The organism is Flavobacterium stagni, assembly GCF_004122105.1.
Classification (GTDB): domain Bacteria; phylum Bacteroidota; class Bacteroidia; order Flavobacteriales; family Flavobacteriaceae; genus Flavobacterium; species Flavobacterium stagni.
This window is the reverse complement of sequence record NZ_SBKN01000001.1, coordinates 92,399-114,097: the sequence shown is the minus strand read 5'-3', so window position 1 is coordinate 114,097 and position 21,699 is coordinate 92,399. Positions and strand designations below refer to the sequence as shown.

Sequence of the window (21,699 nt, the reverse complement as noted above, 5' to 3'; positions counted from 1 at the left end):
CCCAAAAAAAAGCCTTTCAAGAAGGCTTTGTTTTTTATAAATCACTCAAATTCGTTCCCGATTCCAATTCCACGGGTTCTTGCCCTTGTAGAAATAAACGTGCGGTTAAAGCGCCACGTAAAGTAATTGTGCCCCCGTGAACTTCCAGCCAACTCCCTTCGCGTAACCCTAAAACGGGTAAACGGTTGTATACATGAAATTCTTTGATTCGGGTTTCCCGCGTCTCGCCCATGTGGGTGCTGTTTGCATCCGGGTCCAAATAGTGCGGATTCAAATTGAAAGGAATCGCACCCAAGGTTTGAAACGATGGCGGATACACTATTGGCATATCGTTCGTGGTTTGCATCGACACTCCTGTGATATTACTGCCTGCACTACAACCCAAATATGGAGTGCCTTTTTCTAATGCCGCACGCAAACTGTCCCAAAGATCTAAGGCATACAATTGGGAAACCAACTGAAACGTATTGCCTCCGCCGGTAAAAATTCCTTCAGCTTCCATGACCGCTTGTTTCGGGTCGGCAAACGTATGCAAGCCCACCACGGATTTTCCAATTTTTGCGAAAGCGTCACTCACTTTGGCGGTATACTCATCATGGGAAATTCCGCCAGGTCGGGCAAACGGAATAAAAACAATCGTTTTGGCGTTGGAAAAATGGTGTTCAAGCATTGGTAACAAATACTCCAAATAGGTGCCGCCGTGTAAGGTCGACGTACTAGCGATGATCATTTTTTTCATGGAAATCCGATTTCAATTCGCACAAAGGTAACAATTAACAAAAATTTAGACTGATGGTTGGAAACAACCTTTTGGTTTTCGGTATTTTTACCCCATGCGGAAATGGCTTTTTCTTCTTTTCGTGATCCAATGCAGTTGGAGTCAGAACGAACCCGTTTGGCTCGAAGGACTTGTTGTGTCGGAACTGCGCAACGAACTCGCAAACATCAACGTGTCTAATATTGTGACCAATGCCACCGTCATGACCAATGAAACGGGGCGCTTTCGCATTCCCGTACAACTCAATGAAGCGCTCAAAATTTCTGCCGTTGGCTATGAAGAACAGTTTGTGAAAATTGACGAAGCCCTTTACAAGAAAAAACAATTGGTAGTCAAACTAAGAGCTGCCGTCTATAATTTGGACGAAGTGCGTGTGGTCAAACTCGATGCGCAAAAAATGGGAATCATCGACTACAAGCCTAAACACTATACGCCGGCCGAACGGAAATTGCGTACTGCAGGCCAGTTTTCTCCCTGGCAAATTCTGATGATTCCGTTAGGAGGAATGCCGCTCGATCCCATGATTAACGCGATTACCGGTCGTACCGCCATGCTTAAAAAAGAGTTGGAAGTCGAACGAAAAGAATTGGCGTTAGCCGCCTTGACCACTAAACTGGATTCGCTTTATTTCGCCGACCAATTGCATTTGGCGCCCGATCAGGTTAAAGCGTTTCAATACTATGCTGTGGAAAACGCTGAGGTGCGCGCATTGGTCAAATCCGATAACTTAATCCCGTTAAAGTTTAAACTGAGTCAGTTGCTCGTCGAATTTTTAAAACCCAAAGAAAGCGATGAAAAAAAATAATGTCCTTTTCCTTTTGGTATGGGTGCTGTGTTCCAGTTTTACCCTACACAAATTTTACATGGCCATTTATCAGGTCAATCACAATGTGGCCAAAAAACGATTGGAAATTACCGCCCGTATTTTTGTCGATGACCTCAATTCGGCATTGGATAAAAAATACAAAACCAAACATTTTTTAGGAACGGACAAACAATCATCTACCGATACCGAAGATTTGAAAAAATACCTTTTGGACCAACTCAAAATCACGGTCAACCACCAAGGAAAGCCGATCACGTTTAAGAGCAGCGAACTCGATGGAAACGTATTGGTTTGCTATTTGAATTGTGCCGATGTAGCCAAGGTAACTCAAATCGAAGTGTCCAATACTATCCTGACGGAGGTTTTTGACGAACAAGAAAATATGATGCATTTTCAATTCAATGGAGGAAAACAGACACTTGTGTTGGATGCTGAAAAAACTAAAGGAATGTTAAAATAATTTGGGAATACTTGGCCTCCAACGAGAAAAAAGTATTTTTATGACCCTAAAAAACAAACACTAATGACAAAGCAATCCAATTTTCTACTTGTAAGTTTGTTGACTACCGCTCTTGTGGTGGCTCAGGAAACGCCAAAACCCGATCCGAATTACCGCAATCCGGATAAGTTCAAGCAAATGTATGATGTGTTGGCTACGCCCAATATGTACCGTACGGCATCGGGAGCACCGGGGCCTGAGTACTACCAACAGCAAGCCGATTACAAAATCAAAGTGGAATTGGACGACCGCAACCAAAAAGTGTACGGCTCGGAAGTCATTACCTATACCAACAACGCCAAAGAAGCATTGGATTACCTTTGGATTCAATTGGATCAAAACCAACACAGCCGCAAGTCGTTGTCTCCCTTGCAAAACGGTGACCGTACCGAACCGGCGTTGGGCGCGCAACAATTCTCACGTAAATATTTGGAAGAACGCTTTGATGGCGGCTTCAATATCGAATATATCAAAGATGCTGCGGGTAAACCGATGGCCTATAGCGTCAACCAAACGATGATGCGCGTGGAGTTGCCCAAGCCTTTGGCCCATGGTGAAAAGATTAGTTTGAACATCAAATGGTGGTACAACATCAACAATTACCTATTGGATGGCGGCCGTTCGGGTTACGAACACTTTGATGCTGACGGAAACAACCTGTACATTGTAGCCCAATTCTATCCGCGTATGGCCGTGTACAACGATGTGGAAGGGTGGCAAAACCAACAGTTCTGGGGTTCGGGAGAGTTTGCTTTACCGTTTGGGAATTTCGAAGTAGAAATCACCGTACCTGCTGACCATATCATGGAAGCTACAGGTACCCTGATGAACCGTAACGAAATCTTCACACCCGCTCAATTGGCGCGTTATGCGGAAGCGGAAAAGTCGTTTGACAAACCCGTTGTAATTGTAACCCAAGAAGAAGCTACAGCTGCCGAAAAAGGATTTTCAGACAAAAAGAAAACGTGGAAGTTTAAAGCGGATAATGTACGCGACTTTGGATTTGCCACTTCCCGTAAGTTTATCATGGACGCGATGGCGGTGAAATTAGCCACAAAAAATGTCATGGCAGTTTCTGTATATCCCAAAGAAGGAAATCCGTTGTGGGGTGAATATTCAACCCGTGTCGTGGCGCACACTTTAAAAAGTTATTCCAGCCATACTTTCGATTATCCCTATCCCAAAGCGGTTTCGGTGCATGCCCAAGACCAAGGGATGGAATACCCCATGATTTGTTGGAACTGGGGTCGTCCGGATGCCGATGGAAAATATACTGACCGTGTAAAGAATGGTATGATCTCCGTGATTGTGCACGAAGTGGGACATAATTTCTTCCCAATGATTGTCAATTCTGACGAGCGCCAATGGACGTGGATGGACGAAGGATTGAACTCGTTTATGGAATACATGGCCTTGATGGAGTGGGATCCTAAATTCCCTGCAACACGTGGTCCGGCCAAAAATATAGTACCGTATATGAGTGGTGACCAAAAAAACTTAGAGCCTATCATGACCAATTCGGAAAGCATCCGTCAGTTTGGGAATAATGCCTATGGCAAACCCGCTTGTGGATTGAATATTTTACGCGAAACCATTATGGGGCGTGAATTGTTTGATTATGCCTTTAAAACTTACGCCAACCGTTGGAAGTTCAAACACCCAACGCCCGAAGATTTCTTCCGTACCATGGAAGATGCGTCGGCGTTTGACTTGGATTGGTTCTGGAGAGGATGGTTCTTTACCACCGATTACAACGACATTGGCATCAAAGAAGTGAAGAAGTATTTTGTCAGCAACGAACCTTCGAAAGAAGTGGAGGAGTTTATGAAAAAACGCCGCCGTCGCAATGCAGATGTGGGTCCGATGGTCTATATGATCGAAGAAGGCAGCAGTGATTACAAACCCGAATTGAACAAACCGTTTGTGATTAAGGATTTCAAAGCTTTGGACACCTATGTTAACGAACATTTTACCGCCGAAGAACGTGCAAAATTAAAAGAACCGAAGTTCTTCTATCAAGTAACGTTTGATAAGCCGGGCGGATTGGTAATGCCGTTGTTGGTCGAGCTCACCTTTGAAGACGGAACGACTGAAATGCACCAATTTCCAGCACAAATCTGGCGTATGAACGACAAGGAAGTGAGCCGTACGTTTGCCACAACCAAAGCGATTACCAAAATTACCGTAGACCCCAAAGAGGAAACGGCCGATATTGATACACAAAATAACGTGTGGCCAAAACAAGAAGTGAAGTCGAAATTTGACTAATTACTTCGTACCTTTGCGACACTAATACAAGAATTATGTTTGGAATAGGAGGAGGCGAATTAATCTTCATCATCTTTATCGCGTTGATGCTTTTCGGGACGGATAAAATCCCTGAATTTGCCCGCACGTTTGGGAAGTTCATGGCCAATTTGAAAAGTACGACCAACGAAATCAAACACGAAATTCAGAAAAGTGCGCAAACCGAAGGGATAACCGACTCCATGAAGGAATTGACCGAAACCTTTACCAAAGAGGTTGATCAAGCCAAGGAAAGTGTTGGCCCCGCCGGATATATTGATTTAGGAGACGAATCGTTGTTGGATTTACCCAATCCTGTGCAACAAGTCGAAGAAGATATTGAGTCCATGACCGGACCTATAAAACGCAAACGCTAGTGATCGACCAACTCATAGCTTGGGACCAATCCCTGATGATATTTTTAAATAACCTGGGTTCGTCAACGTATGACGGACTCTGGTTGTTTATAACCAAACAGCTGCATTGGGCGCCTTATTTTGCCGTCATTTTATTTTTGGCGTATAAAAAATTAGGCAAAACCAACTTTCTGTATTTGCTGTTGTGTACGGCACTGTTGTTGGTGGTCACCGACCAATCAGCCAATTTATTCAAGAATTATTTCATGCGCTTGCGACCGTGTAACGAACCCGCTTTACAGGGTTTGATACGTGTAGTGAAATGCAGTGATACCTATAGCTTTTATTCTGGACATGCCACCAATTCCATGGCGACAACGGTTTTGGTCTTTGCGCTGTTGCGCTCGTATTACAAATACGCGGCACTGTTGTTTTTGTTTCCGCTGATTTTTGCGTACAGCCGTATTTATTTGGGCTTGCATTACCCCGGTGATATTTTGACCGGCTATCTTTTTGGAGCGCTCTACGGCTATGGCGCTTACCGCTTGTTTCGCAAGTTCGTTTTAAAACAATAATTACAGCACCCGACTCACGGTCAATCCATCGCGGATGGGTAGTAAGACCGTTTCTACGCGCGGATCGTTTTTCAAAAGCGCGTTGTATTCCAGCAGCACTTTCGTACTCGTATCTCGTGGATCCAATTCCTCCAAGACTTTTCCACTCCACAATACATTATCGGATAAAATAATCCCGCCCGGATTCATCATCGGGACGATGAGGTGGAAATAGGCGATGTAGTTTTCTTTATCGGCGTCGATAAACACCAAGTCAAATTTTTTATCCAGCGTCGGAATCACCTCTAGGGCATTGCCCAAGTGCGCGGTGATTTGGTCTTTCCAAGGGGAAAGGTTGAAGTATTTGTGTTGGATGCCCACCAATTCCTCTTTGATGTCAATGGTGTCCAATGTGCCTTCAGGGGCTAAACCTTCGGCCAAGCAAAGTGCAGCGTATCCGGTATAGGTTCCAATTTCGAGAATGTGTTTGGGGCGAATGATTTTCGATAGCATACTTAACACCCTGCCTTGGAAATGCCCACTGAGCATGCGCGGTTGCAATACCTTTTGGTGCGTTTCGCGAAAGAGTTGCACCAACAATTCCGGTTCGTTTTGCGAATGCCGTTCGACATACAATTCCAGTTCTTCAGAGATGAAATGCATAAGGATGAATTTTCGGCAAAAGTACGAATAGAAACTGGAATTTGCGAAGGCTATTGTTTGACCCTGATAGCGTGGGTTTACTTCCCCTACTGCCGCGCGAATCTTTCGTGTGGTAACAAATAATAATTTTTAGGTGGTTTACGAGCTACGAAGTCAGGAGAATTCGCAGAGCGCGGGACTTTGCGCAATTGAGGCTATTTACTAATTAGTTAAAATCCAATTCATAATTTTTGCAATATTCTTTGCATCATCAACACCTCTATGATGTTTTCCCTCTAAAGGAATGTCTAAAATTGCTAATGCTCCAGCCATTCCTTGTTCGTGAATCAATTTCTTTTTTAGAGCGAAAAGTGTTTTAACATTAATATGAGAACTATTAAATGGATAAGGTAATCCAGTTAAATTACACTGTTTTTGAAACTGATTAAAATCATAAGCTCCAAAACTAGCCCAAGCCCTACTTTGACTTTTATATTCATTCCTCAATACATTACAAGCTTCTTTGAAAGAAATACCTTCTGCATCGATCATTTCTTGAGTAATTGATGTAAGTTCTTTGCAAAAAGGGCTTATGACAGATTTTTCAGGTTTTACTAAAATACCTCTATTTTCTGATATTTCTCCTGATTTTACATCTAATAGACAAATTCCAATTTCAATAATTTCACTTTCCATACCATGTGGTGGTTTACCTTCCCAACAAGTTGCTTCTACGTCAACTATAAGTATTTTATCTAAGATTTTTGCCATTTGTTTTTTATTATAAAGGTAGTATTGGTAAGGCATTTTGATAGTACTCAAAACCTGCCCATGAAAAATTGGTAATCTCAGTATTACCGATGTCTTCAGGATAAATATCTGATTGATAGAATACCTCATCATATATCATATATAAAGTCCCGTCATTATTGAGGTAATCAAATTTATATTTCAGCTCTCCATTTTCGTAATAGTATTTTTCTGTCTCTTCAGGAATAAAAATAGTACCTTCTAATTTATATCTGCAATAGCAAATAGTTTCGTCTAGTGAATTATAAACTAAAACTCTTTTATCTGCCAATACATTATCATTATAACTTAAATATTCCTTAATCCTATGGCCATTAACTAGATACTCATATTCAAATGAAACCCCAGGGTTTGTTAATAAAATAGTATCTATTTGAGATTGAGAAGTTACATAAAAGGAAGTATCAACCAATAATCCTTTTTGATATCTTTCTTCTTTTATAGGTGTATTATTTTCTAAAAATACTTTAAAATATTCTTGAAGTTTACTTGCTTTAGAATAACTAATTTCTTTACCAAGTTCATTATTATATTTAATCGATATACTCATTTGATTTCAATCTGATAGCGTAGCTTTTCAATCATTACTTCGCTTTGATAATTTGGTTTTTAATTCTTGCGTATTACTGCTTTCACGGGTTGCATTCGAGGCTTTAGCCGAACAGACGAAGTAAATCCGCGTTATAGGTCTTTCATTATTTCGTTTATCTTGTTGACATAAAAAGCATAAATGTTTTCTTCGCATCGGTATTCTGTCTTTTGTAATTGGTTTATTCTATTTAAAATACTTTGTAATAATACGGTTGATGTAATGTTTTGTTCTATTAAAAAATAGTGTAATCTTTCTGACAAAATGTAACTTGCTAACTGATTTTCTGATAGTGTAAAAATGTATCCTATAAAAAAATTATCATCCATAGGATCATTCAACCCATCACCCTTAAATAACGTTTCAACTAAAAAGTCTAATTGATTTTGACTCCATTTTGGTAAGTCAATTTTTAAATCTTCCCAATCCTGACTGGTAAAAGTTTCCAAAATCTTATGGGCCCTCCAAAAATATCCATCGATTTCATAGCGACCCATCGGATGAAGTAGTAAATTGTTGATTTCAATCATCAGTTCATTTACTTTCATATATTTACTTTTTTATAATGACACAAAACGGATTTTTAAATGCTTTTGGGATATAATTTGAATTGAACTTCCCGATAGCGTGGATTTTCAGGCAGTACTTTACTACTTTAGTTTTAGATTCTCACTCATTACATCTTGCACGGATTGTAAAACGGCTATCAAGTTGACTCATTCGAATTTCATAATGCGCGTGGGAACGAGGATACTATTAATCCACAATATTTATTACATTCAAATCAACTAAATTTTCATTTTCAATTAAAAATTGAAATAAATTAAACCAACGATGACATTGATTAAGTATCAAAGCATCTGAAGTAACAACTACATCCTCCGTACTTGAAAGGTACTTGTCAGGAGCCATTTCTAAGATAACTTCCCAATCAAAATTATTCACTTCTGCAATTTTGTGGCAAACGGTTTTTAATTTACCACTATTTGATACAGGAGCATCAAAAACCCAAACTACCTTTTTAACTTCTAATTTTTTTAAAACAGTACCAATGATGAATAATGCTTCTTCCGTTTGGTTCACAAGTCTGTAATTACCATAAATCGATGATGTATCACGGTATACTCCATCTGTTCCTTTGAATACATAAGCTCCTGATAAAAGACTTTCAAGCAGAATCAATTGATTAAAACCATCGATGTATACTTTTTTATCCTTCATTTGTGATACGCTGCATTGCTTCAGGTTTCGTAACTCAACATCGTGTATTGCACATGACATTCCTTGTAAGGCTATGGTTTGTTTTGTTTTAAATCGATATTTCCGAGCTACAAGTTCCAAGGATGATTTGGCCGCATAGCCTCTACTTAATAGATAGTTCATATCTTCTAAAGCTATCCTGAGTTTATCAATTTCTTTCACCAAACCAAATAAACCCTCATCTTCAGCACTCTTTCCTCTGTTTTTCCGCATCTTTTTTTATTAAAACCCTTCTTTTCGTAATTCGATTCTTAACTCAATTATACTTTGTAATGTAAATTGTGTTATTTCATGTACAGGCATTAATCCAGCAGCTTCGTCAATGTAGTAAACGGTTCTTAACAAAGGATTGTCACCTTCGTCTAAATACATATATAAAAAACTATCTCCGTTCCAAACATCAATACCAAAAAAAGGTCTTGGAAGTACTTTTCCTTCATTTAACAGAAGTTCCCTATACCTTTCTTGGCATTCCTCTTGCGTGTTTTCAATACCCATATCGATTACAGGACAATAATTGCCTGCGATATACAAAAACTCTCTCAAAACCTTTGGAAACGGATTGCCATTATTATATAATTGTTCCAAATGTTCTATTTCTGATAATGATATGGGTTGCATAGGCCAATGAGATATCGAATTGCCTTCGTCTCTCAATTGTTGTAAATAGAGTATTTCCATGAGTTTAAATTATTCTGGCTTTGATTCATAAATGTTAATGTGAATATACTAATAATTTGAAGAGTTGGAATTGTAATTTTTAACCAACAACACTGATTTTCAATCCGGTCTTTACTTTGATGATTTGGTTTTTAATTCTTATGCATTACTGCTAATACGGATAGCAAATGCGCTATCGGGTATAGTATTACCCAGCATCATGCTTAGTATTACCCAGCATCATGCTCAGTATTACACAGCTTAAAGCAGGGTTACATTAGCAATCGTGGGTGAACTATAGCGTAGAGAGGTGGTTTCCTTATTTGAGTTTAGGGAGTACGGAATACAAATTTGCATGTATTGTATTACTCAATAATTAACTTATAATTCCAGGTGTTATTTTCAGTTGTTAGGCTCAAAATGTAATTACCAGATTGCAATTCAGTTAAATCAAGAAAAGCTTGTAGCGAATTTACAGTAACCGTTTTGTATATCCTTCCTTGCATATCGAATAGAGCGATTGATGCGATGTTTTTAGTATCACTAGTTACTTGTACCCCAGTTTTTGCAGGGTTAGGATAGATTTTAAAATCTGCAGCTGTTACGCTAACGGTGTTTAAATTTTGTCTGTTAGCATTGGCAAAGAAAGAACACTCCACTAACGTGAAATCGGGTAAATAATAATTTGGAAAGAAATTATAGGTTTGGCCTTGTTTGGTGTAGCAATGAATTCTATTGTAATTAATCAATGTTAAATCTAAATTACCTTGGGGACTGCAGAAGTTGAGGAGGGTTCCAACACCCTCCAAAGCTGATCCTTTTGTTGGAATACTTCCCGTTGCAGCGGAAATTTTCTTATAATTAGCCGTTGACATCGTATACGTATCAATATTTTCTACATTGCAATTGGAGAAATAAGGATCACCTAATTGTGCGTTCAGTACCGCTTGATTCTCAAAATAGACCGTCTCAGTACCTGTTGGGAAAATTTGTTCGTTAAAATAAAAAGCTTGGGGTCCATTGTTGAATAAATAAAAAGTGCCGTTTATGTCTTCTCTTAGGTATCCAATAAATTGGGTGTTGGGTGAAGTTTGAGGTGTAAAAATAGAAGTGTAATCGATATTATAAATAATAGAAAAGTAGGTTTGATACATTTTGTAATACGTGTACCCATTTATATTTTCAAGACCATCAAAAAATAGTGTTCTGAAGAAAAATTCATGTTCTGTAGCATCTGCATTATGCTGAATGATACGCCACTCCGAAGTAGTGTCCAGATAATTAGAATAGTAAATTTGAGAAAAGCTAATTTTCCAACTTAGTAAACCAATCAATAATATAAAGTATTTTCTCATCTTATTTTATTTTTATTATTTTCAGAAAATGGATTTGAAGCACGTTCTTTTATACCTTCAAATGCAGATTTTAAGTGGTTTTTAAATCTAAAATTTATTTTTGGTTTACGTTTTTGTATCCTTCTGCAATTTAAACATTTCACTACAAACACCTACTAGGGTTTTTCCGAATTCCCGCAGGTATTTTTCTGATAGTGTGGATATGCAATCTAGTCTTTACTTTGATGATTTGGTTTTTAATTCTTATGCAATACTTCTTCCATGGGTTGTAAATCCGATATAGGGCGTCTGTCAAATAAGTTTTCTGCTGTAAACATCTTCCACTTTGTCTTTTAATATTCCGATGAGTTCTGTCTGCATATAATCAAAGTCATCAGGAATGTACAAACAAACAATTCTCTTGTTGTTATAGATTTCGGGAAAATGTTTACGTATATGATTTCTATGGTGTTTTTCCATTACTACAATACTGTCTGCCCAATGCAATATTTCTTCTGTTAGAACGGTGTTTGCTGACTTGTCTGTCCCTGCCGACTTAACTTCAAAACGGTCGTCATTTTCATAAATTTTATGAGCTGTTGCACTTCTCATTCTATTTATGGTACAAACAAACAGCAGTTTAAGTTTTGTGTCAGTTTTCATATTCCAGATTTTCAAACCGTGCTTTGATTTAATAATTTAGTTTTCAATTCCTACTCATTACTGCTTTCACGGATTGCACTCAAGGCTTTAGCCGAACAGACGAAGTAAATCCGCGCTATCGGGGTTTAATTATTCAATTGTATTATTATAATCAAACATTGATTTAATTAAATCTTTTGGTTTTAATATAGATTTTTTTAAAAGATTCTCATCAACACCAATAATCCTGTAAATATTTATCTTAATTATAGATTCAATGTAAAATGAAGCATAAAGCATTTCAATGTTATTAAATATTTTTTTCTTTGAACTTCTATGAACCAAGTAGTTTCTTGTTTTTACAATTCTTGTGATAAAATCATCCACATCAATATCATTAGGTAAAATAGATTTAAAATCTTCAATATATTGATAAAGTCTTCCTTTGAAGTTTGGCTCATTTATGTGAGCAAAGCTGTTAATTATTGATTCTTTTATTTCATTTTCAGAAATTAGGCTTAAAATTTCTCTTTTATAATTTTCTAATATTCTTTTGTCGTAAGGGTTATAGTTGTTAAATCTTCTGTGTAAGGTTTCTATTGAAAAACAATTATTTAAAAAATAATTTTCAATACTTAGCTTAGAATTAATTGATTTTTCTAAAATTAAGTCAACACTTATTTTTAAATCTTCATTTGTTAACCAATTACCAATTATTTTTTGAAAATTATCTTTAAGTTCGATGAAATTAAGACTTGGACTGTAAATTTCTGGTTCTCCAAAATTGATTAAATCACTGCATATCAGAATAGCTTCATATTCTAAATCATCTTCTTTATATAAACATATGGATTCTAATCCTGTATAAATATTTCCGATAATTTTGAATAATTTTTGAAGAGCATTTATTATTTTTAATGTATCATTTATTGACCTTAAATTATTTTTAAATATTACCTTAATACCAACATTTTCGCGTAATCTTAACTCATTAAATTCTCTCTGAGAATTTAAGTTAAGTGTGACATACAATTCTATTTTTATTTCATCAGAATTGTATATTTCAATATTCTCTATTTCATTTAATTTTATTGTCCTATTCTTGAAAAAATCGTAGTTTAGTTGAGATAGTTTGGTCCAACCCAATAATCCATTCATTTCAAATTTTAATGTACTGAATTGCGAATGGTTGAGATTTAAAACAAAATCACCTTTCAATATATATTTGGCACTGAATTTAACAGTTGCTCCACCAGATCCAATTTCCATACCTGAGTAATAACAATCTAAAAGTGTAATTTTTCCTAAACCGTTGAAGTAGCCATGTATTGCCTCTATTTTTACATTTTCTTTACTTTCAGATGGAAATTCAATTTCAATTTTCTTCTCAGTATGCAATAATCTTACTGATTCGATTTTTTCATTTGAAAAAGGGGAATTTATATTTCCAAAAAAATATTCCATTAATATATGATTTCTTTACTGTTTAACTTAAATGAGAGGATCCGAATACTTGATTTCTATAAATCATCATTAAGCGGCAATTTAAACATTCCTCTACAAACACCTACTAGGGTTTTTCCGAATTCCCGCAGGTATTTTTCCATTCCAAAGGTACAATAGGCAAGGAGTGGAATTTTACGGGATTCCGCACCACCCATTTTTTAGTATTCTAAATTCTAAATTCTAAATTTTAAAAAAAATTGCCCATACTCCCAACCTGAAACATTTACGAAATACTGAACACTGTATACTGTATACTGTTCACTGATTACTGTACACTTTCTCCGACTCATCTTCCGGTTTGGTTGCGGTTTGGTTCGGGGTTGTGCCACGGTTGTGCCACAGTTGTGCCACTAAACCTTATGTAAAAGGTAACATGAATGGCTTTGAAATGGGAGGAAATTCGAAGGAAACCAAAAGAAAACCGCTGAGTAGCTGAGCCGCTGAGCTTCTGAGAAATTCCTAACGTGAGTTTACTAGAACCATAAACTTCTACACCCACTGCATACTGCGACTGAAAACTGCGTCACCCCTTCTAGCGTACGAAACTTGAAACCTTTTAAAGCTCCTTAAAGGCTGAGCCGCTGAGCTTCTGAGAAATTCCTAACGTGAGTTTACCAGAACCTAACCTTAAACTTGAAACTTGAAACCTGAAACTTCTATATTTATAATTCATAATTTACAATTCCTATCTACCTTTGCCCCATGGAAGACAAAAAAGACATTCGAGCGCTGACCAAAGAACAATTGCGTGATTTTTTTGTAGCACAAGGCGATAAAGCCTTTCGCGGAAATCAAGTCTATGAATGGCTGTGGTCCAAAGGTGCCCACCAGTTTGAAGACATGACCAACATCGCCAAGGAGACCCGCGCGTTGTTGGAAACGCACTTTGTCATCAACCATATTCAGGTGGACCAGATGCAACGCAGTGCCGACGGGACGGTGAAAAATGCGGTCCGACTCCACGATGGTTTGGTGGTAGAAAGCGTGTTGATTCCTACCGAAACCCGCACTACCGCCTGTGTGTCGAGTCAGGTGGGCTGTAGTCTCGATTGCAACTTCTGTGCCACCGCGCGCCTCAAACGCATGCGAAACCTGCAACCCGATGAAATCTACGACCAAGTCGTGGCAATCGATCGCGAGAGTCGGTTGTACTATAACCACCCACTCTCCAACATCGTGTTTATGGGGATGGGCGAACCCTTAATGAATTACCCCAATGTGATGAAAGCCATCGAGAAGATTACTTCCGAAGAAGGCTTAGGAATGTCGCCCAAACGCATTACCGTGTCCACCTCTGGGATTCCGAAGATGATTAAAAAAATGGCCGACGACGGCGTGAAGTTTAATTTGGCCGTTTCCTTGCATTCAGCGATTGAAAGTACGCGCAACAAGATTATGCCGTTTACGACCAATTTCCCGCTTACCGATTTACGAGAAAGTTTGGAATATTGGTACAAAACTACCAAAAGCAAAGTCACCTATGAATATGTGGTGTGGCGCGGCATCAACGACAACCGTGAAGCGGTGGATGCCTTGGTGAAGTTTTGCAAATACGTACCGTGTAAAGTCAACCTCATTGAATACAACCCCATCGACGACGGAGAATTCCAACAAGCGTCGGAGGAAGCCATTCAGGCCTACATTACTGCTTTGGAGAAAAATGATATTGTGGTGAAAGTCCGACGCAGCCGCGGCAAAGACATCGATGCTGCCTGCGGTCAGTTGGCCAACAAATCCTAAACAAAAAACGTCCCGAAAATCTCGGGACGTTTTTTTTTATAACTAACCTTTTTTATTTAATTGCCAATGATGATGGTAACGGTGGTGCCATTGAAGGTAAACAAAGCCGTATTGTCGCAAGTACCGTCGCCATAGTCCAAAGTAGCGGTGTTGCCGTTACGAACAATAGAAATTACGCCGCTTACAATCAGTGGTTTGTTCACCGCCATACAGCTCATTTTCACTTGTAACGGAGTGGTGATTGTACTGGTTTGAATCGTAGTGTTCGGGAAGGTAGTGGTCCAACTTCCGGTTACTTGGTACACATTATCGGCTAATAGGGCAGGCGTATCAAATCCGGCAATAATTTCGCGCACGCGCTGACCCACACGGTGGTAGCTGTTGCCGTTCGGGAAGGTAGCCGTCATGTCCATGTTCATGGTTACAATCGGGTGACTTGGAGACGTTGCTGTAGCGGTGGTCATCGTGCGGGTAAACGTTTTGTTCCCTTCGTATTTAATCGCATTGTGGTAGAAATCTACAAATTGATAATTGATGGTATGACTGGTAGCTCCTGGATCAAAAACAAAGGTGATGATGATTTGACCTTTAACCACATTGCCATTAGGTAGCGGACAGCCGGTGGTGCCGAAATCAATGGTTTTGGTTACTTGTGTACCCGGCGTGATGGCCGTACCAAAAGCAGGGACACGGGTAACTGTGGCGCAAGAAGGTAAATTCTGTGTAGTGGGTTCGGTGGTTTTACCGGTTAACGTATTGTCATACGTACTGCGTTCTTGTTCTTCAACGATGTCGGTTACATCATTGTTGGCGATATCCATTTTCGCATTTACGGTCGCTTCTTCTGCAGAGAAGTTGGCGGTTTTATCGTCTTTGGAACAACTTACCATTAAGGTTACGGCGAAGGCGCTCAATAGCCATTTCATTGTTTTCATAGGTTTTAATTTTTCGGTTATAACCGTTAGAATCTGAAAGTTAAAAAAAGTTTAATGCCGCCTCAAAAAATTTTCACACTATAGGGATTGTTGTATCTTTGGAGTCCATGAATATTACGGCACAAATCAAACAACCCATTCAGGATGAAATGGAATTATTCGAAAAGAAGTTTCGGGATTCCATGTCGTCTCAGGTGGCGTTGTTAAACCGAATCACCCACTACATTGTGAATCGGAAAGGGAAGCAAATGCGACCTATGTTTGTGTTTCTCACCGCGAAAATGCTCAACAACGGTCGGGTGGAAGAACGTACTTACCGCGGGGCAAGTGTCATCGAATTAATTCACACCGCCACTTTGGTCCACGATGATGTGGTCGACGATAGCAACCGCCGCCGGGGCTTTTTCTCCATTAATGCCTTATGGAAAAATAAAATTGCCGTTTTGGTGGGGGATTATTTGTTGTCCAAAGGATTATTGCTGTCCATCGATCACGGTGATTTTGATTTGTTGCGCATTATTTCAGTCGCTGTGCGCGAAATGAGTGAGGGCGAATTATTGCAAATTGAAAAAGCTCGCCGTCTCGACATTACCGAGGCTATTTATTACGAAATCATCCGTCAAAAAACCGCTACCTTAATTGCCGCTTGTTGTGCTTTGGGTGCGCGCTCGGTTTCCGATGACGATGAAGTTGTGGAGCGGATGCGGAAGTTTGGCGAACTCATCGGCATGGCATTTCAAATCAAAGACGACTTGTTTGATTATACCGACGATGCCATTGGCAAACCCACCGGAATTGATATTAAGGAGCAAAAAATGACCTTACCGTTAATTTATGCGTTGAATAACTGTTCGTCAAAAGAAAAGAGCTGGTGCATCAATTCGATTAAAAACCACAACAAAGACAAAAAGCGCGTCAAAGAAGTCATCCAATTTGTGAAAGACAAGAACGGATTGGCTTTTGCCGAGCAAAAAATGATGGAATTTAAAGAAGAAGCCTTGGCACTTTTAACCCATTTTCCCCATTCACCCTATAAAGAAAGCCTTCAATTGATGGTGAATTACGTTACTGAACGAAAAAAATAACTATTTTTATCTTGCTGTTTTTCAGTGATTTAAAAAATAATTGCAAAAAAAATCACTTTTTTTTACTTCCTCATGCAACCCTTTTTGAAGTTGAGGCGTCTTACCCAATAGAAACCCTTAGGAACAAACAAAACATGAAGGTCATTAACCTCCATAAAGATGAAAACGAATGGATCGCATTAGCGCAAGACAACAACCGTCACGCGCAGCATCAAATCTATTCGAAGTTTGCGCCGAAGATGTTGGGAGTTTGTCGCCAATATGTGAAAGACCTCCACCAAGCCGAAGATGTGATGATCACCGCTTTTATGAAAGTGTTTACGAATTTGAAGCACTTCGAACAAAAAGGCAGTTTTGAAGGATGGATTCGGCGCATCATGGTCAACGAATGCATTTCGTTTCTCAGGGTTCAAAAGAAAGTGCGCTTCATGGACGATGAAGACTACTTTGAGGAAACACACAACAGCATCGAGAGTCAGCTGACCTTAGATGAAATTCAGTTCCTCATCGATCAGTTGCCGGAGGGCTACAAAATGGTGTTCAACTTGTACTGCATTGAAGGGTACAAACACCAAGAAATCGCCGAACTACTAAACATCAGTGAAGGCACCTCCAAATCGCAATTGTCGCACGCAAGAAAAATGTTGCAACAGCAACTTAACCAACAAAAACAGTACACCAATGGCACCGAATAACTGGGAAGAACAAATCAAACAACAACTGCAAGGCCGGGAAATTCAGCCTACAGCCCAAGCTTGGGATCGCTTGGATGCGATGTTGACCGTAGCCGAAGAAAAAAAAACCAAGCGTCCGTTTGGCGTTTACTTTCGCTATATGGCTATTGCGGCGTCCGTTTTGGTCTTCCTTTCGTTAGGCTTTTATTTCACCTCCGACCTGCCCGAGCCGGATGCGAATACCCAAACCGGAGTCACTCAAAAAGAAGGGAGTGAGACCCAAAGTCAGCCCACAGGTACAACTGTAAACGAATTACCTGTTGGAACACCCGCACCCACAGAAGCCGTAGCTGTGCAACCTACAGAATCGAAAAGCACAGCAGACAGTCAGAAGTCGAACACGGTTTCACCGAAAAAACGCATCATCAATCAAAAAGCAATACCCACTACCGAAAGTTATGCAGCAACTGCAGTGCCTGCGCCACAATCGGTAGTACAAAACCCAACTGTGAATACACAAAACAGTACGGGTTCCAACCCAAAAACAGACGTAGCGATGGCCCAGCCGCAGTTGGCCAAAACCAACATCAAAGTGGACGCCGCTAGTTTGTTGAATCAGGTGGATGGCGAACTCAATCAGTCGTTTCGCGAGCGCATGTTTGACCGCCTCAACCGCAATTATCAATCGGCTAAATCCGCTTTAGCTACCCGAAATCAGGAGTAACAATCATTCATCAAAAAACAAAAATCACGAAGTCATGAGAAATTTTACATTTTACTTGGCCGTAGCCTTATGCGCTCTTGCGACCAAAGTACACGCTCAAGAAACCTTTGAATCCAAAGCGAAAAACATCGCTGAAAAGATTGAGAAAGTCACTAAAGACGAGAAAGAAGCTTTAAAAGTCGCTGTGGAAGCAGTCAATGTTAAAGTGGACAAAGGCGAAATCAACGCCCAACAAGCGGCTGCCGAGAAAGAAGCGTTAGCGAAAGCTACTGCTGCCAAAATTGAATCCGAAGTAAATCGCTTAAACGACGAATTGCGCACCTTGGTGCAAGACAAAGTCGACGGACGTATTGCCGCTTCTGATACTACAAAAGGTAATCATACCTATATTTTTTCAATAAAGAGAAAAGATCTTAAAGGCAAGAAATACGAGTTTAATGGTGAACGCCGCACTACCTCACAATTTGTTTTTGCCATTGGTTTAAACAATGTGGTAACCGACGGTTCGGTAGAAGATTCGGATTTCCGTTATCCCGGTTCGCGCTTCTATGAGTGGGGATTGGCGTATAACACACGTATTTTCAAAAACGATAATTTATTGCACGCCAAATACGGGTTGTCGTTAATGTACAACGATTTGCGTCCGACCAACAATCGGGTGTTTGAAAAACAAGGTGATCAAACAGTGTTGGTGACGAGTCCGGTCGAATTGAAAAATGCGCGTTTCCGCAATGTGTATTTGGTTGCACCCGTACATTTGGAATTTGATTTTTCGAAAAAAGAAATGAAAAACGATAAAACCATCTTCCGTACGCACAATAGTTTCCGTTTAGGCGTAGGAGGTTACGCTGGATTGCGCATCAAGTCCAAACAAAAAACAGAATACAAGTTGAACGATATGGAGTATGAATCCAAAGTAAAAGGAGATTTCAATGCATCCGACTTTGTTTATGGGTTGAGTACCTACATTGGTTACAAACAAACCAGCTTGTATTTGAAATACGATTTGAATCCGTTGTTCCAAAACAACGCCGTAAAACAGAACAATATTTCCTTGGGTGTACGCTTCGATTTCAATTAATCCCAGGAGTATTTCATATTTATTTTGTTGAGGAGAAAAGACGTCTTTTTTAGGGCGTCTTTTTTTGTATTTTTACCAGTTCAAAAATGAAAGTATATCCATTTTGATTACCAAAGAAACCATCGATAAAGTATACGACGCCGTTCGCGTGGAGGAAGTCATAGGCGACTATGTCCAACTCAAACGTGCGGGTAGTAATTTCAAAGGCTTGAGTCCGTTCTCTGACGAACGCACGCCGTCGTTTATGGTTTCGCCCGTCAAGCAAATTTGGAAAGATTTCAGTACGGGAAAAGGCGGTAACGCGATTGCCTTCTTGATGGAGCACGAGCATTTCAGCTATCCGGAAGCCATTCGGTATTTGGCCAAAAAATACAATATCGAAATTGAAGAAACCCAGCGCACCGATGAAGAGAAAGAAGCGTTAAACGAGCGCGAGAGTATGTTCTTGGTGACCGAGTTTGCTTCCCAATACTTCCAAAAGCAACTGTGGGAATCGGAAGAAGGGAAAGCCATTGCATGGACCTATTTCAAAGAGCGCGGCTTTACCAACGATACCATTAAAAAGTTTGGTTTGGGGTATTCGCCCAATGTGTGGGATGCATTAACCAAAGAAGCCCAAGCCCAAGGCTATCAATTGGAGTTTCTCGAAAAAACAGGTTTGACTATTGTTGGCGAAGACAAAACGTTCGACCGGTTCAAAGGTCGGGTGATGTTTCCCATCCAAAGCATGTCGGGTCGCGTACTCGGATTTGGTGGGCGTATTTTAACCAATGATAAAAAAGCGGCCAAATACTTAAACTCCCCCGAGAGTGATTTGTACCACAAGAGTAAGGTGTTGTATGGAATTTCGCATGCCAAACAAGCGATTGCCAAAAACGACAATTGCTATTTAGTCGAAGGTTATACGGATGTGATACAAATGCACCAAACAGGTATCGAAAACGTGGTGGCTTCGTCGGGTACGGCATTGACACCCGATCAGATTCGATTGGTGAGTCGGTTAACCAAAAACATTACCGTATTGTTTGACGGCGATGCGGCAGGTTTGCGGGCGTCTTTACGCGGGATTGACTTGATTTTGGAAGAAGGAATGAACGTCAAAGTTTGCACCTTTCCTGATGGTGACGACCCGGACAGTTTTGCCAAGAAAACACCGTTGCAGGATTTAGTGGCGTATTTGGATACCAATGCCAAAGATTTTATTCAGTTCAAAGCTTCGTTGTTGATGAATGAGGCCAAGAACGACCCTATAAAAAAAGCGGATTTGATTCGGGACATGGTCGTGAGTATTTCCAAAATTCCGGATCGTATCAAGCGGGAAGTCTACATTCAAGAATGTTCTCGCATTATGGACATTTCAGAAGATGTGCTGTTCAATACGTTGGCCCAATTGCTCAAAAAGGATTTGGAAGAGTTGGGCAAAAAGCAGAAGGAAGAACAGAAAGCGTTTGAAGTCCACCGCAATGAAACACCCAACCAACCGGTAGAAGGTGTCAATATTCAGTTATTATTGGAACGCAAAATCATTGAGATGCTGTTGTTGTATGGCGATAGCGAAGATGATTTTGAAGACGTACTGATAAAAGCTGATGAGAATGGGGAAATGGTTGAGGTCAAGGAAATGAACCGTTACAAAGTTTTTCACCGCATTTATTTGAGTTTGCAAGAAGACGAAATTGAATTGGCCCATACGGGATTCAAGCAGATTTACGACGATGTCATTCAGTATTTTTATAGTAATGAAAATTTTGAATTGGACCAATATATTGCCCAATTGCCGCCCGAACTCTCGCAGGAGGTTACCGGAATTTTAATGAATGAAGAGCGGGAAGTATTGCACAATTGGGAAGCGAAAAATATTTTGGTCAAAGGAAAAGACCAGTCGATTGGTCAGTATGTTACTGAGACGATATTGACGTTGCGATGGTATTGGGTCAACCAAATTATCGATGAACTAAAAAAAGAAATCAGCCCGGAGGCTGATTCTGATAATACAAGCACGTTAGAAATGATTGTTGATTATTTGGGTCTCACGAACGTATTTTCTAAAAAATTGGGTCGTGTAATCTCGAGACACCGATTGAATTAAACAATATCCAAAGTTTTCGCCTTGTTCACAAGGTCTACAAGATTGGTTACGTTTAACTTCTGCAACAAGCGTAATTTGTAGGTGCTAATTGTTTTTTCGTTAAGATTCAAAATTTTAGAGATTTCATTGTTTTTCTTACCATCCGATAAGTAACGTAAAACCTCAATTTCGCGGTTGGATAATTTACGGTACACGCGTTCCGTTTTGTTTTGTTTGGCAATCAAGGCCAAGTTTTTCTTGATGTTTTCACTCATCATTACTAGTCCTTGGTGCACACGGATAATGGTGGTTCCTAACGTTTCTAGTTTTGAACTTTTGTGTACGTACCCAGCTGCACCAGCTTTGATGGCATTGGGAGCATACACTTGCTCATTAAGACTTGAGAAAACCAAAACTTTGGTGTTAGGGAAATTTTTAATGATGGCCTTCAGTTCATAGATACTTTTTAAACCATCGAGTTCCAGGTCAATAACTAGCACATTGATTTCACGGTTGCGCAAAGCATCCGGAACCATGTAGAAGCTACCTACATTGGAAACTACCGATATTTCAGGATGGTCCCTGAAATAGGATTTTACACCGTAGTGAACTACGGGTAAATTGTCGGCAAGACAAACTGTAATCATAAA

At 39.6% G+C, this 21,699-nt stretch carries 23 protein-coding genes; 11 read left to right on the top strand and 12 right to left on the bottom strand.

Annotated elements, in window-relative coordinates; translation table 11 throughout:
• Positions 1–34: 34 nt before the first annotated feature.
• Positions 35–739, bottom strand: coding sequence for a dipeptidase PepE (gene pepE / locus EQG61_RS00565; RefSeq protein ID WP_129459931.1), 705 nt, complete (start codon positions 737–739; stop codon positions 35–37).
• 94 nt (positions 740–833) lie between these two features.
• On the opposite strand from pepE, the gene EQG61_RS00560 reads away from it, so the two are divergent.
• The 5 genes from EQG61_RS00560 to EQG61_RS00540 all read left to right on the top strand — a co-directional run bounded on the left by EQG61_RS00560 (position 834) and on the right by EQG61_RS00540 (position 5,320).
• Positions 834–1,583 carry a carboxypeptidase-like regulatory domain-containing protein gene (locus EQG61_RS00560; RefSeq protein WP_129459930.1) on the top strand — a complete coding sequence of 250 codons (750 nt, stop codon included), beginning with the start codon at positions 834–836 and terminating at the stop codon, positions 1,581–1,583.
• On the top strand, positions 1,570–2,064 hold the full coding sequence (locus EQG61_RS00555) for a DUF6702 family protein (protein WP_129459929.1): 495 nt from the start codon (positions 1,570–1,572) through the stop codon (positions 2,062–2,064). Before EQG61_RS00560 ends, EQG61_RS00555 begins: the two co-directional genes overlap by 14 nt.
• A 63-nt stretch (positions 2,065–2,127) precedes the next feature.
• Entirely contained in the window at positions 2,128–4,371 is a 2,244-nt protein-coding gene (locus tag EQG61_RS00550) for a M1 family metallopeptidase (RefSeq protein ID WP_129459928.1), read from the top strand.
• A gap of 35 nt (positions 4,372–4,406) precedes the next feature.
• Positions 4,407–4,766 (top strand): Sec-independent protein translocase subunit TatA/TatB, encoded by a 360-nt coding sequence (locus EQG61_RS00545; protein ID WP_129459927.1) that lies wholly within the window; start codon positions 4,407–4,409, stop codon positions 4,764–4,766.
• Complete coding sequence (locus tag EQG61_RS00540; RefSeq protein ID WP_129459926.1) at positions 4,766–5,320, top strand: phosphatase PAP2 family protein; 555 nt, start codon at positions 4,766–4,768, stop codon at positions 5,318–5,320. Before EQG61_RS00545 ends, EQG61_RS00540 begins: the two co-directional genes overlap by 1 nt.
• On the opposite strand, the gene EQG61_RS00535 is transcribed toward EQG61_RS00540, so the two are convergent.
• The 9 genes from EQG61_RS00535 to EQG61_RS00495 form a co-directional block, all read right to left on the bottom strand.
• Positions 5,321–5,962, bottom strand: coding sequence for an O-methyltransferase (locus tag EQG61_RS00535; RefSeq protein ID WP_129459925.1), 642 nt, complete (start codon positions 5,960–5,962; stop codon positions 5,321–5,323). It lies immediately after the preceding gene.
• A 201-nt stretch (positions 5,963–6,163) separates the two neighbouring features.
• Positions 6,164–6,712: a 3'-5' exonuclease gene (locus tag EQG61_RS00530; protein ID WP_129459924.1), complete on the bottom strand. Its 549-nt coding sequence runs from the start codon at positions 6,710–6,712 to the stop codon at positions 6,164–6,166.
• A gap of 10 nt (positions 6,713–6,722) precedes the next feature.
• Positions 6,723–7,301, bottom strand: coding sequence for a hypothetical protein (locus tag EQG61_RS00525; protein ID WP_129459923.1), 579 nt, complete (start codon positions 7,299–7,301; stop codon positions 6,723–6,725).
• 131 nt (positions 7,302–7,432) lie between these two features.
• Positions 7,433–7,888, bottom strand: a complete 456-nt coding sequence (locus EQG61_RS00520) for a hypothetical protein (protein WP_129459922.1) — start codon at positions 7,886–7,888, stop codon at positions 7,433–7,435.
• 208 nt (positions 7,889–8,096) lie between these two features.
• Positions 8,097–8,813, bottom strand: a complete 717-nt coding sequence (locus EQG61_RS00515) for a DUF434 domain-containing protein (RefSeq protein WP_129459921.1) — start codon at positions 8,811–8,813, stop codon at positions 8,097–8,099.
• Between the two features lie 9 nt (positions 8,814–8,822).
• Complete coding sequence (locus EQG61_RS00510) at positions 8,823–9,281, bottom strand: SMI1/KNR4 family protein (protein ID WP_129459920.1); 459 nt, start codon at positions 9,279–9,281, stop codon at positions 8,823–8,825.
• Positions 9,282–9,625: 344 nt separating this feature from the next.
• Positions 9,626–10,615, bottom strand: coding sequence for a T9SS type A sorting domain-containing protein (locus EQG61_RS00505; RefSeq protein WP_129459919.1), 990 nt, complete (start codon positions 10,613–10,615; stop codon positions 9,626–9,628).
• 291 nt (positions 10,616–10,906) lie between these two features.
• Positions 10,907–11,206: a phosphotyrosine protein phosphatase gene (locus EQG61_RS00500; protein WP_129459918.1), complete on the bottom strand. Its 300-nt coding sequence runs from the start codon at positions 11,204–11,206 to the stop codon at positions 10,907–10,909.
• A 180-nt stretch (positions 11,207–11,386) separates the two neighbouring features.
• Positions 11,387–12,700 (bottom strand): ApeA N-terminal domain 1-containing protein, encoded by a 1,314-nt coding sequence (locus tag EQG61_RS00495; RefSeq protein ID WP_129459917.1) that lies wholly within the window; start codon positions 12,698–12,700, stop codon positions 11,387–11,389.
• A gap of 744 nt (positions 12,701–13,444) precedes the next feature.
• On the opposite strand from EQG61_RS00495, the gene rlmN reads away from it, so the two are divergent.
• The gene (rlmN, locus tag EQG61_RS00490) at positions 13,445–14,482 is read left to right on the top strand and encodes a 23S rRNA (adenine(2503)-C(2))-methyltransferase RlmN (protein WP_129459916.1); all 1,038 of its coding nucleotides are present in this window, start codon (positions 13,445–13,447) and stop codon (positions 14,480–14,482) included.
• Positions 14,483–14,538: 56 nt separating this feature from the next.
• Here rlmN and EQG61_RS00485 read toward each other — a convergent pair whose 3' ends face one another.
• The gene (locus EQG61_RS00485) at positions 14,539–15,417 is read right to left on the bottom strand and encodes a hypothetical protein (protein ID WP_129459915.1); all 879 of its coding nucleotides are present in this window, start codon (positions 15,415–15,417) and stop codon (positions 14,539–14,541) included.
• A gap of 107 nt (positions 15,418–15,524) precedes the next feature.
• Here EQG61_RS00485 and EQG61_RS00480 point away from each other — a divergent pair, with 107 nt between their 5' ends.
• From EQG61_RS00480 to dnaG, 5 genes are all read left to right on the top strand, one after another.
• A complete protein-coding gene (locus EQG61_RS00480) occupies positions 15,525–16,502 on the top strand; it encodes a polyprenyl synthetase family protein (protein ID WP_129459914.1) in 978 nt (325 codons plus the stop codon).
• A 134-nt stretch (positions 16,503–16,636) separates the two neighbouring features.
• On the top strand, positions 16,637–17,197 hold the full coding sequence (locus EQG61_RS00475) for an RNA polymerase sigma factor (protein WP_129459913.1): 561 nt from the start codon (positions 16,637–16,639) through the stop codon (positions 17,195–17,197).
• A complete protein-coding gene (locus EQG61_RS00470) occupies positions 17,184–17,900 on the top strand; it encodes a hypothetical protein (protein WP_129459912.1) in 717 nt (238 codons plus the stop codon). The genes EQG61_RS00475 and EQG61_RS00470 overlap by 14 nt, the downstream gene beginning before the upstream one ends.
• A 34-nt stretch (positions 17,901–17,934) precedes the next feature.
• Positions 17,935–18,981 carry a hypothetical protein gene (locus tag EQG61_RS00465; protein ID WP_129459911.1) on the top strand — a complete coding sequence of 349 codons (1,047 nt, stop codon included), beginning with the start codon at positions 17,935–17,937 and terminating at the stop codon, positions 18,979–18,981.
• Between the two features lie 103 nt (positions 18,982–19,084).
• Complete coding sequence (gene dnaG, locus EQG61_RS00460) at positions 19,085–21,070, top strand: DNA primase (protein ID WP_129459910.1); 1,986 nt, start codon at positions 19,085–19,087, stop codon at positions 21,068–21,070.
• Here dnaG and EQG61_RS00455 read toward each other — a convergent pair.
• Positions 21,067–21,696, bottom strand: coding sequence for a LuxR C-terminal-related transcriptional regulator (locus EQG61_RS00455; protein WP_129459909.1), 630 nt, complete (start codon positions 21,694–21,696; stop codon positions 21,067–21,069). The two genes, dnaG and EQG61_RS00455, sit on opposite strands and share 4 nt — an antisense overlap.
• Positions 21,697–21,699 lie beyond the last annotated feature (3 nt).

What these genes read in the sequence shown, in the direction of transcription:
- pepE (WP_129459931.1), bottom strand. Translation starts at nt 739, where the DNA reads ATGAAAAAAATGATCATCGCTAGTACGTCGACCTTACACGGCGGCACC.
- EQG61_RS00560 (WP_129459930.1), top strand. Translation starts at nt 834, where the DNA reads ATGCGGAAATGGCTTTTTCTTCTTTTCGTGATCCAATGCAGTTGGAGT.
- EQG61_RS00555 (WP_129459929.1), top strand. Translation starts at nt 1,570, where the DNA reads ATGAAAAAAAATAATGTCCTTTTCCTTTTGGTATGGGTGCTGTGTTCC.
- EQG61_RS00550 (WP_129459928.1), top strand. Translation starts at nt 2,128, where the DNA reads ATGACAAAGCAATCCAATTTTCTACTTGTAAGTTTGTTGACTACCGCT.
- EQG61_RS00545 (WP_129459927.1), top strand. Translation starts at nt 4,407, where the DNA reads ATGTTTGGAATAGGAGGAGGCGAATTAATCTTCATCATCTTTATCGCG.
- EQG61_RS00535 (WP_129459925.1), bottom strand. Translation starts at nt 5,962, where the DNA reads ATGCATTTCATCTCTGAAGAACTGGAATTGTATGTCGAACGGCATTCG.
- EQG61_RS00530 (WP_129459924.1), bottom strand. Translation starts at nt 6,712, where the DNA reads ATGGCAAAAATCTTAGATAAAATACTTATAGTTGACGTAGAAGCAACT.
- EQG61_RS00525 (WP_129459923.1), bottom strand. Translation starts at nt 7,301, where the DNA reads ATGAGTATATCGATTAAATATAATAATGAACTTGGTAAAGAAATTAGT.
- EQG61_RS00520 (WP_129459922.1), bottom strand. Translation starts at nt 7,888, where the DNA reads ATGAAAGTAAATGAACTGATGATTGAAATCAACAATTTACTACTTCAT.
- EQG61_RS00515 (WP_129459921.1), bottom strand. Translation starts at nt 8,813, where the DNA reads ATGCGGAAAAACAGAGGAAAGAGTGCTGAAGATGAGGGTTTATTTGGT.
- EQG61_RS00510 (WP_129459920.1), bottom strand. Translation starts at nt 9,281, where the DNA reads ATGGAAATACTCTATTTACAACAATTGAGAGACGAAGGCAATTCGATA.
- EQG61_RS00505 (WP_129459919.1), bottom strand. Translation starts at nt 10,615, where the DNA reads ATGAGAAAATACTTTATATTATTGATTGGTTTACTAAGTTGGAAAATT.
- EQG61_RS00500 (WP_129459918.1), bottom strand. Translation starts at nt 11,206, where the DNA reads ATGAGAAGTGCAACAGCTCATAAAATTTATGAAAATGACGACCGTTTT.
- EQG61_RS00495 (WP_129459917.1), bottom strand. Translation starts at nt 12,700, where the DNA reads ATGGAATATTTTTTTGGAAATATAAATTCCCCTTTTTCAAATGAAAAA.
- rlmN (WP_129459916.1), top strand. Translation starts at nt 13,445, where the DNA reads ATGGAAGACAAAAAAGACATTCGAGCGCTGACCAAAGAACAATTGCGT.
- EQG61_RS00485 (WP_129459915.1), bottom strand. Translation starts at nt 15,417, where the DNA reads ATGAAAACAATGAAATGGCTATTGAGCGCCTTCGCCGTAACCTTAATG.
- EQG61_RS00480 (WP_129459914.1), top strand. Translation starts at nt 15,525, where the DNA reads ATGAATATTACGGCACAAATCAAACAACCCATTCAGGATGAAATGGAA.
- EQG61_RS00475 (WP_129459913.1), top strand. Translation starts at nt 16,637, where the DNA reads ATGAAGGTCATTAACCTCCATAAAGATGAAAACGAATGGATCGCATTA.
- EQG61_RS00470 (WP_129459912.1), top strand. Translation starts at nt 17,184, where the DNA reads ATGGCACCGAATAACTGGGAAGAACAAATCAAACAACAACTGCAAGGC.
- EQG61_RS00465 (WP_129459911.1), top strand. Translation starts at nt 17,935, where the DNA reads ATGAGAAATTTTACATTTTACTTGGCCGTAGCCTTATGCGCTCTTGCG.
- EQG61_RS00455 (WP_129459909.1), bottom strand. Translation starts at nt 21,696, where the DNA reads ATGATTACAGTTTGTCTTGCCGACAATTTACCCGTAGTTCACTACGGT.